Genomic DNA, 9,912 nt, shown 5'->3' on the forward strand with positions numbered 1-9,912 from the left:
AGGCCAAATTATCGTATAATTCTAGCCACTGGTAAGTGTCTATGAGTAATGTCTCAAATCTGGCTTCACGATAAAATACAATTTCATTCATGAAGATAATGTGAAAGGAGCCTCTTTTCCAACGCGATGAAAGCCCTATTGATTGATGATGAGAAGGCTGCACTAATCCAAATGGAAAGACTAATTAAAGCAGACGGACGGATCGAAGTTATCGGCGCCTTCACGACCGTACGAGAAAGCCTGGAGTATCTCCGTACATGCAAAGTTGATTTTGTCTTTCTAGACATCGGCATGCCGGAGATGAGCGGCCTGGCTGCTGCCGAATATATTTTGCAGCTTGACCCCGACATTCGCATCGTCTACGTCACCGCATACTCCGAATATGCCGTCGAAGCATTCGAGCTAAATGCCCTTGATTACTTGCTCAAGCCTGTCAGCACTGGCCGCTTTGCCAAAACTGTTACACGCATGTTAGATATTTATCGCCGTAAGAACAACACACTGTCTCAGGCTACGCAGACAGAATACGAGCCGTCCATCCTATGCTTTCACCGTCTGGAGCTTCGGGGCGGTACGCCCGGTGTTAAATTGAAATGGCGAACCTCCAAAGCGCAGGAGCTCTTCGCGTTCCTGCTCCATAGCAAAGGACAGTGGGTCAGCAAAAACCTATTGCTAGACACTTTATGGCCAGACTATGCCCCAGACAAAGGATTGACCCATTTGCATACCTCTGTCTATCAGATTCGTAAGCTGCTACGGGAATGGGACGAGGGCGCTGGTATTGAATTTGCACAGGACTGTTATCGGCTGACGCTGGAGGGAATAGTTACCGATGTCGAACTGTTCGTGCAGGAACTGGAGAGGATTCTGAAGGACCCGTCTCCTTCCCCCAATGCTTCATCACACCATTACGACAATGCGCTTCGCCTCTACTCCGGACATTACCTGGAGGAGCACGACTTTTGGTGGGCCAAGCCGCGACAAGAGCAGCTGAGGCAGCAATATATAGAGCTGGTGCTCGCCATCGCTAGGGAAGAAACGACGGCGGGCCATGAGACGCAAGCCATCAAAAGGCTGGTGTCCGCCCGGGATAAGGACCCCTACTCTGAGGAGATTTGCCAGCAACTCCTTCAGGCTTGTGCCAGCCTGAGAGATTACGAGTTGCTGCAAACCTATTATCATTCATTCGCAGAGATGCTGCACAAGGAGCTTGGTAGCGAGCCCGATTCGAAGACAACTGCGCTTTACCAATCTCTTATGCAACACTAGTCCCTACTAAAAGTACGGAGCACGATCCACTTTCTCGTTCTCCGTACTTTGGCTTTGAAAAAATGGAGATCGCTAAAGAATCTCAATCCCCTCAGCGGTTTCCGGATAAAAATGCAAAAACAAGACACCTATCTCTTTCTGAGAAGGTGTCTTGTTTTTGTACATTTTGGCATTATCCAGGCAGCAGTTTGCCTGCATTGAATCCCACAAGCTCAAGTCCTACTATCTTCTCTTCATCGGAATGCGGAAGCTAACCGTTGTTCCCTGCATCGGCACGCTTTCTACTTGCAAACCTTCACCATATAGCATCAACAGCCGGCGATTGATATTTTTCATACCTACTCTACCGCCCTCGCTATCCGATAATGCAAGCGACAACCGTTCCTCTGTTACACCTACACCGTTATCCGTTACTTCAATACGGATATGGTCATCGCTCTGGCTTACCGATACCTTAACCACGCCACCACATTCTTTTTTCATAATGCCATGGTTAATCGCATTCTCCACCAATGGCTGAATACTAAGCGGCGGAATCATTGTGCGAAGGTCTCCCTCCAGATTCAGCTCAACCTGGAGCCGCTCGTTGAATCTCGCCTTCTCCAGCGTCAGATAAGATTGAACCAGCTCCAATTCCTTATCCAGCAAAATCAAGCGATCACGGTTGCGGAAATCAAAGCTGCTGCGCAAATACTGACTAAGCTCAATGAGCAAATCCATAGCCTGATACGGCTCAGTTGGACAAATGGCGATAATAGTATTCAAAGCGTTATATAGAAAATGCGGCTTAATCTGGGCTTGCAGGAAAGCCAGCTCCGATTGAATCGCCGTTCGCACGGATTGACGCAGTTCCAGAAGTGTACGCACCCTTGCTTTTAACTCCCCAGCGTCCACCGGCTTGCTCAAATAATCGTTAATTCCCGCCTCAAAGCCAATCCGGATATCCTCTGGCCGGCTGCGGGCCGTGAGCAACAGCACCGGCAGCTCTGATAGCATAAAACGTTCACGGATGGTCCGGCTAAGCTCCAGTCCTGACATGCCTGGCATCATCCAGTCTGTGATGATGAGATCAAACGACTGAGTCCCAGTCAGAGCTGCCAGTGCATCCTCTCCCCCGCTGAACGCCGTTACCTCATAATGTTCAAGCTCTAGCAAGTTGATCAGCACCTGCAAATTGACTGGATCATCGTCAACGACCATTATCCGGTATTCAGCATCCGCAGCCTCCCGTGCCCGGCTTGACCGCAGCTCCTGCACTTCTACTGACCGAACAGATCCAGAAGCGGAGTCTATCGATTCAACAAGCTTCGTTGGCTTGTCCGAAACGGCCGACACTGGAGACGAGACTGTCTTCGCAGAAGGCAGGTACACAATGAATCGCGAACCTTGACCCGGCACAGATTCCACTCTGATCCGTCCATCGCTTAGCTCGACCAGCTTTTTGGTAATGGAGAGTCCAAGTCCTGTCCCCGCATAGTCGCGATGAACCGCGTCTCCACCCTGATCAAAAGCATCAAAGATCGTCTCCAGCCGCTCCGCTTCAATCCCTATGCCGGTGTCCTCTATAATAATTACGACATCGTCTCCTTCAGCATGTGAGGATAGCGTAATTTGTCCTTTGCTTGTAAACTTCGCAGCATTGCCCAGCAGATTGTACAGGATCTGTCTCAGCCGATCCTCATCGGCATCCAGCAAAGGCAGCTGATCCGGCCACTGCTGCACGAGTTTCACCGGTTTTCTTTTGAGCAGATAAGGAATCACTTCCAGTACGGATTGGGCTACAGAAGGTAGGTCTACAGACCGCCTGTGCAACGTAATCTCCCCGTTCTTTAGCTTGGAAAAATCCAAAATATCATTAATCAGCGAGGAAAGCTGCTTGCCCGTCGCCACAATCATCGCCAGATTCTCGGCCTGTTTCTCGTTATTAGCGTTACCGGCAGCACTCTCCAGCATCGATTCTGCAATATTGATCATGCCGTGCAGCGGCGTACGCAGTTCATGGGATGTATTGGCCATAAACTCGTCTTTGAGCCCATCCAGCGTGAGTAGCTTGCTCGATAGTGCCTCGACTTCTCGGACCGATTCAGCGAATCTTCTGGCAAACATCAATGCTTGCGCAGCAACGAAGATCAACATTTCATAAGGAATGAGGACTTGATCGTCATACATACCTAGAACTTGCATGGTGCTGATGGCTACAATCGCAAAAATACTTTGCATACTCATGATCATATAGAAAGCATCCGCTTTGTGCGTCCGAATCGAATTGGCCATAATGTACATTACAAACAGCAGCATAGAAAAGCCGAGCCCAATCATCTGAAGATCCCATTTAAAAAACGTCTTCATCGGCAGCACCAGCGCTGAAGATACCACAACCGCCATAAGCCAGTGAGCCCCCTGCACAATTCTTTTATGAATCGCCTGGGGATTTAACTCAACCGCAGATAGCAGCAGAAAATAGTAGCCGAGTGTGGAGCAGATAGGCTGTATTTTCATCAAAACCGTGTAAGGCAACGACGGAATAAGCATCGCCAGCAATTTCTCACCATGTGTCATCATATAGAGAATCACAAAGAGGCAAAAAAGCCCCAAATACAGCGTTGATCGCTCTTGTTTGCGTAACCGGTATAAGATCAGAAAGTAGGCAGCAGGTACAAAAAAACCAGCGATCAGTACCCCATCCTTAAAGACGCTGCGCTCTCTTACACCTAAAACATCATCCTGCGCTCCGAACAGAAGCGGATAGATCATTCCACCCGAAGCATATAACGTATTAGATACTTGCACTACAATCTCCGACGTTCCCCCTGATAACGGGAAAAAACTAGCATAAGGAACGTTACCTTGTCGGCCCTCTCTTCCGTCCGAAGAGGGAGAACCGCTTGCCCCAATCTCTACTCCGTTGACAAAAATACGGTTCGCCATTCGGATATTGGCGGTCCGGATGCCGTACATCCCCTCCTGGTGATCATCTAATTGCAGTCTCAGACGATAAGTAGCATACCCAGTAGGCTGCATTATTCCTTGCTCCTCAAGATGACGATTCCAACTTCCCGGAACCTTGATGATGTCCTCATCTGCGGCAGCGGCACGTAGCTCATCAGGCGTCAGCAGCTTATTCCAATAGAATGACCACTCGCCCATCAATTCCACGTTGCCGTCTTTTTTAAAATCCCAGCCTCTTAAATCCAGATAACCTGCCCTTGCATTGAGCTTGGTACCGGCCCCAGCAAGCGAGAATTGAACCAGAAAATATCCCAACAAACTTATGCCCAGCAGCAACAATGCAACTTTATAGACCAAGCCTTTATTCATGCTAGCAAGCTCCCGCACAGTAAAATGAACTATCGATAAATCTTATAATATTGTATCCCAGCACTGCTGAATAAGGTAGAAATATTCTTCTACGGCTTCTAAAATAAAAGATATGTAATTACGGATTTAATTCGAATGTGAAGAGAAGGAGAGTCATATCCTTGAAAGAAAACTTGCACCCCGGCATTGCCACGCTATACGAGAATCGGTTTCTTCGCACGGAGCTGGAATGCGAACGGTTTGACCGTACACTGGAGGGCCTTGCAGGGGATACAGAAGACAGAATCATTCATGAGATTTTCAGGGTGTTCGATGATGAAACAGAGCAAGAGGAGGTCATGTTCAGCCTTGTTCATTTCGTGGAGAGCTACCAGACGGAGATGTATCTGACCCAGCTGCTAGAGTCGCTGCCTGCCATGCTGGAACCGGCCCGGGATTGGGCGATTGTGCTGAATAAAAGAATTTTAAAAGATGACTTCTGCCGGGTCGAATACGCCGATATTGCCGCAGGGATGCCACCACAGGTCAAGCGGGTGCTCTCCTTTTTACTGGAGGAAATCAAAGAAGACCGCCCCAAGTTATTCGAGCGGCATGTGAACGAGATTCTGGGGAGAATCGCCGCTCTGGATAGAGCGGGACACTGACTCAGTGTAAAAGCAGCCCCGCTGCAGAATTCCCCGCTGCTTTTTCGACTTTTGGGAGCGAGCTGCCTTTTCTCAAAAACTCAGTTACAATTCAAAATTCAGGTTCACTGGCTCCAGCGGCAGACCATCTTCCGCAGATTCGTCAGTCGTTGGTGTCTTGGCATCCACAACTTCAAAGCGATATTCGTCACTCCAAGCCTTTCCAGTGCCACTCAACAATATGCCAAATGCAATTCCATGGGCCTCCTGCGGAATATCCAGGACCACCTGATATTGGTTCCAGTCACTGGAACCCTTGATAGGGCGATTCTGCATATTATCGAATTTAAGCATTTCTCCACCTTTGCCATCCACTCTCATCCATAGTCCGGCCCAATCCTCGATGTTCTCCGCTTTGACAAAAGCCGTCAGCTTGAGACGTTGGCCCAAGTAAGCCTGTGCGCTAAACATTTGCATTAGAGTAACAAATCCAGTAGCAACGGAGTGAACTGATTGGAGCAGTGCCGAAGCTTTCCCAGTATGCACCTCCGATTGGTCCACGGACACCTTGTAGCTACCGCTATTTTGACCTGTTACAGTCCAGCCCTGCAACGCCTTATCTGTTGTAAGCATTGTATTTCCTCCTTTAACGAGTTCTCTGGAATAGGTTCGATATTGACCAGGGGTTAGTCGATAATCCTTTTTGAATGCTCGGGTGAAGGCCTCCTGGGATTGAAAACGGTATTCCAAAGCGATATCTAATATCCGTTTATCGCTATAGATCAGCTCGCTCGCCGCTTTCGCCAACCTTCTTCTACGGATATAGCCCGCAACAGTGCTGCCTACCGCCGCAGTGAAGATTCTATAGAAATGCTGTGGCGAGAAGGTAATGTGCCGCGATACCTCGCGCAGCGTCACTGCTTCCGTCAGATTCTCCTCGATATACTCTAGCGATTTCTTCACCGCTCTGGAATGCCCTTTGTCTCTCATGGGTGCGCTCCCTCCTTTGTCTATAAATTATCATATCGAGATTTGGGAGATTTGACTTTTTATCTCAAAATACATGATTTACAGTTTTTCTTTGTGCATCATTCGGAATCAGATGATATATTGTAGATTGTCTGTTTTACGGCATAAGAAGGATTAAACGAAGGTGATTTCATTGAACAAGCTCTTATTTCATAATATCCCCTTGGGCGCTTCCGGGGAACGTATTCCGCAGGCGGCTGTGGCCTCTGCTATGACCAGCAAGGAGCTGGTCAAGTCCGGCGAATCGGATGCAGGTTATTTTCGCAGGCTGGAACAAGGTGGCATTCACCTGAACAAGCCGCAGATCGCGGCTGTTCGGCATCATCTTGGACCGCTGCTGACCTTGGCCGGAGCCGGTTCTGGCAAAACCTCAGTGCTGATCGCCAGAACCGGTTATCTGCTGTCTGTGCGTGGTATTGCCGCAAGCCAGTTGCTGCTGCTGACCTTTTCCAATAAAGCGGCGGCAGAAATGCGTGAGCGCATTGCCCTATTACCAGGTGTGAATGAGAGTGATGTCTCGCGGCTGCAAGCCCGAACCTTTCACTCCTTCTTCCTGTATTTCCTGCGCAGACAGGGACTGCAACAGGAGATCTTTAGCGAAACACGCCGTCAGCATATTCTACTGAAACAAATCATGCGCGAGCTGGGACTACCCAAGGATGCCTATCCGCCAGAAACACTGTTGACCGTGCTGTCAACTTGCAAAATGAACATGGGCACCGTGGAAGATCTGCCGGAGTCCACCATCGCCGAGCAAGAGATGAAGGCCGTCCTGCGTCTCTATGAGCAATGGAAGACTGAGCATTTCAAAATCGATTTCGACGATGTATTGCTAATTGCCTACCAGATGCTGAAGGATCGCCCCCGGCTGCTGAGTGATCTCCAGGAGCGTTTTCATTATGTGATGGTGGACGAGTTCCAGGACACCAACGCTCTGCAATACGAATTGGTTAAAATGATCGCCCAGCCCCGGAACAACCTGATGGTAGTCGGGGACGATGACCAGACAATCTACTCTTTTAACGGTGCCCGCAGCGAGTTCATTCTGGAATTTGAGAAGCTGTATCCTGGGGCCAAGGTCATTACGCTGGATATTAATTACCGCTCCGGCCCGGCCATTGTCGGGCTCGGCAACGGGATTATCCGCCATAACCAGCGGCGACGTTCCAAGACCCTGCAAGCCGCCAAAGGCACCGGCAGCCAGCCGCGTTATCTGCGTCCGCAGACAGCGGATGAGGAAGCGGAGCAGATGGTGGATTTCATCGTCAACGAGGTAGCAGCCGGGCGACGGGAGTACCGTGATTTTGCCATGCTCTACCGGGCTTCCAGCAACAACCGGGCTTTGCTGGAACTATTGCTACTACGCGACATTCCGTATGTCGATTACGGCGAAGGCCAGCTGCTCTATGAGCATTGGCTGATCTCACCGGTGGTTGACCATTTGCGGCTATCGCTGAACCGGCGTAATTTTGCCGCCATCGAGAACATCCTTCCTACCCTGTACATGAACCGGGAGAAGGGAATGGAACATATTCGCCGCATGGAGGCCGTGCAGCCGAAGCAAGGCCCGTTGATCCATCTGCTATCCCTGCCGGGCATGGAGGATTTCAAGGCCGTCAAGCTGCGGGAGCGGCTGGATCTGATCCGCGGGCTGCGGGAACAGATTCCGGTACTAGCAATTCGGCAGATCCGCAAACAATTCTATGATTATTTCATCGAAGCTAATGAACGACATCAAGCTACTCTACACCGGGAGACGCTAAAAGAAATGCTGGATGAACTGGAAGCCTCGGCAGAACGGTTTGACAGCATCCAGACATTCATTGATTTCATAGACAATGTGACTGAACGGAACGAACACAGCCGCCAATCCGGACTCAAGGAACAAGGCGACCGAATTGCGCTGATGACGATTCATAAGTCCAAAGGGCTGGAGTTCCCGGTCGTATTCCTGATCGGAGCCTCTGAAGGCATCCTGCCGCATAGCTCGGCACTGGAGGCCGACCGGCTCAAGGATCGCAAATCCGGGGCCGGGAGCAGTAGCGCCGCTGCCGCAGGATTGGCGCTAGCGGCGCTGGAGGAGGAGCGGCGACTAGCTTATGTCGCCGTGACCCGGGCTCGGGAGGAGCTGTTCATCAGCTCCCCGGCCCGGCACAGGGGCAAAAAAGCGGACGTCTCACGCTTCATGCTGTCCGCTTTTCGCTCGGCGGCTGCCACAGGGTCAGCTGCCGGGTCCACGCGGACGGGCTCCGGGCACCGCAGCGCCGCCGTCGTCACGGCCAAGGCGCTGCCTGCCGCCAGAACTCCGGCCGGCCGGACCCACACCGTGCCGGTGTGGAACTGCACCGGCGCGTCCTGCCCCGGCTGGACACGCATGAAGGCAGGCGGGGCCGAGGACCATCTGGCCTCCAAGCCCTGCCCGCTGTGCAGCACACCAATGGAGAAGAGCACCCGGGTTGTCCCGGTATAGAGGGATACATGTAGATATAGTCTAGTTAGGTAGCTGAGACATTAGGTCAGCTTGAAAGAAAGAGTAAGAAAAAGTAAGAGAAAGTAAGAAAGAATACGAATGAGAACGCGCTTTGGGGGAAGATTAAGCTGTGGCTAGTTTGATAGAGCGGGGTCAATTAGACAAACTTGAGCCCGGAGCGAGGGAAGGCTTATTCTGTTTCTGTTGCGGAGTAGCTAGCATGTGTGATTTGACTCATCCTGTTGCAAAGTAAATAATTTGTCTGGTTGGTCTTGTCCTGCTAGAGAATGCTAGTTTTGTGTGATCGGGCTCATTCTGTTGCGGAGAGCTAGCCTATGTGATTAGACTCTCTGTTGTTAGGTAACTAATTTTGTGTGGTTAAACTCATTCTGCTGACGAGTCGCTAGTCACGCTACCAACAAGTAGCTCGTATATCCCTTGTTATATGAACCAAAGGAAAGTAGCCAAGCTTAACAGGAAAAACTCCCGTTAATCCGGCGATTTTCTTCAATAAACCAGAATTAACTGGAAAAACTCCAGTTAATTCCCCGGGAAGAAGCTAAATCGGGGCTCCATTCAGTATTTAACAGGAGAATTTCCTGTTAAATTATTGTGTTGCTGATCTAGATCTAGAATAACAGGAGTAATTCCTGTTATTCTCCAGAGACCCCGACGCTAGCTTGGCTATCTACTATGCTACTTATCTGCCTACAATAGCCCATACCTGCTATGATCCTTAACCCGTCCGTCCAGATCTCTTGAATCTAAAAAAACGACCCTCACCGGTCGTTTTTTTAGGTCCAGGCCCACAAGAATCCATCGCGGTCCCAAGCGATCCTGCCGCCGTGGAGCTTGCGGAAGGCTTTTTTCACTTCCTTGTCCAGAGAAGCATTCCCATTCTCATTCACAAACACAAATTGCTCGCCGAAATTCGTCTTCACATATTCAATTGCCGCCGTCTGATAAAGGGTTCCTGTGAAGCGAATCTCTTTGACCATCCACTCGGCAACATCCTGCGCAGTTACTTCCACAGTGTACATCTCCTTCCGTAATCCATACTACATGCTCATATACATACTAACACTCATACTCATACTCACACTCATACTCATACTCATACTCATACTCATACTCATACTCATACTCATACTCATACTCATACTCATACTCATACTCATACTCATACTCATACTCATACTCATA

At 49.8% G+C, this 9,912-nt stretch carries 6 protein-coding genes; 3 read left to right on the forward strand and 3 right to left on the reverse strand.

The window, feature by feature from the left end; genetic code table 11:
- The first annotated feature begins 126 nt into the window (after positions 1-126).
- Entirely contained in the window at positions 127-1,269 is a 1,143-nt protein-coding gene (locus tag ACFORK_RS22005) for a response regulator (RefSeq protein ID WP_379203028.1), read from the forward strand.
- A 222-nt stretch (positions 1,270-1,491) separates the two neighbouring features.
- Here ACFORK_RS22005 and ACFORK_RS22010 read toward each other — a convergent pair whose 3' ends face one another.
- The gene (locus ACFORK_RS22010; RefSeq protein WP_379203030.1) at positions 1,492-4,587 is read right to left on the reverse strand and encodes a hybrid sensor histidine kinase/response regulator; all 3,096 of its coding nucleotides are present in this window, start codon (positions 4,585-4,587) and stop codon (positions 1,492-1,494) included.
- Between the two features lie 161 nt (positions 4,588-4,748).
- Here ACFORK_RS22010 and ACFORK_RS22015 point away from each other — a divergent pair, with 161 nt between their 5' ends.
- Positions 4,749-5,231, forward strand: coding sequence for an Imm30 family immunity protein (locus ACFORK_RS22015; RefSeq protein WP_379203032.1), 483 nt, complete (start codon positions 4,749-4,751; stop codon positions 5,229-5,231).
- An 84-nt stretch (positions 5,232-5,315) separates the two neighbouring features.
- Here the strand turns inward: ACFORK_RS22015 and ACFORK_RS22020 are convergent, their stop codons facing one another.
- Positions 5,316-6,200 carry a helix-turn-helix transcriptional regulator gene (locus ACFORK_RS22020; protein ID WP_379203034.1) on the reverse strand — a complete coding sequence of 295 codons (885 nt, stop codon included), beginning with the start codon at positions 6,198-6,200 and terminating at the stop codon, positions 5,316-5,318.
- A 172-nt stretch (positions 6,201-6,372) separates the two neighbouring features.
- Between ACFORK_RS22020 and ACFORK_RS22025 the strand changes: the two genes are divergently transcribed.
- On the forward strand, positions 6,373-8,709 hold the full coding sequence (locus ACFORK_RS22025) for a UvrD-helicase domain-containing protein (protein WP_379203036.1): 2,337 nt from the start codon (positions 6,373-6,375) through the stop codon (positions 8,707-8,709).
- A gap of 794 nt (positions 8,710-9,503) precedes the next feature.
- Here ACFORK_RS22025 and ACFORK_RS22030 read toward each other — a convergent pair.
- On the reverse strand, positions 9,504-9,740 hold the full coding sequence (locus ACFORK_RS22030; RefSeq protein ID WP_379203038.1) for a DUF6953 family protein: 237 nt from the start codon (positions 9,738-9,740) through the stop codon (positions 9,504-9,506).
- Positions 9,741-9,912: the final 172 nt, after the last annotated feature.

This window comes from Paenibacillus sp. GCM10012306, assembly GCF_042649265.1.
Classification (GTDB): Bacteria; Bacillota; Bacilli; order Paenibacillales; family Paenibacillaceae; genus Paenibacillus_AQ.

Coding starts and splice junctions, on each gene's coding strand:
- ACFORK_RS22005 (WP_379203028.1), top strand. CDS start 127: ATGAAAGCCCTATTGATTGATGATGAGAAGGCTGCACTAATCCAAATG.
- ACFORK_RS22010 (WP_379203030.1), bottom strand. CDS start 4,587: ATGAATAAAGGCTTGGTCTATAAAGTTGCATTGTTGCTGCTGGGCATA.
- ACFORK_RS22020 (WP_379203034.1), bottom strand. CDS start 6,200: ATGAGAGACAAAGGGCATTCCAGAGCGGTGAAGAAATCGCTAGAGTAT.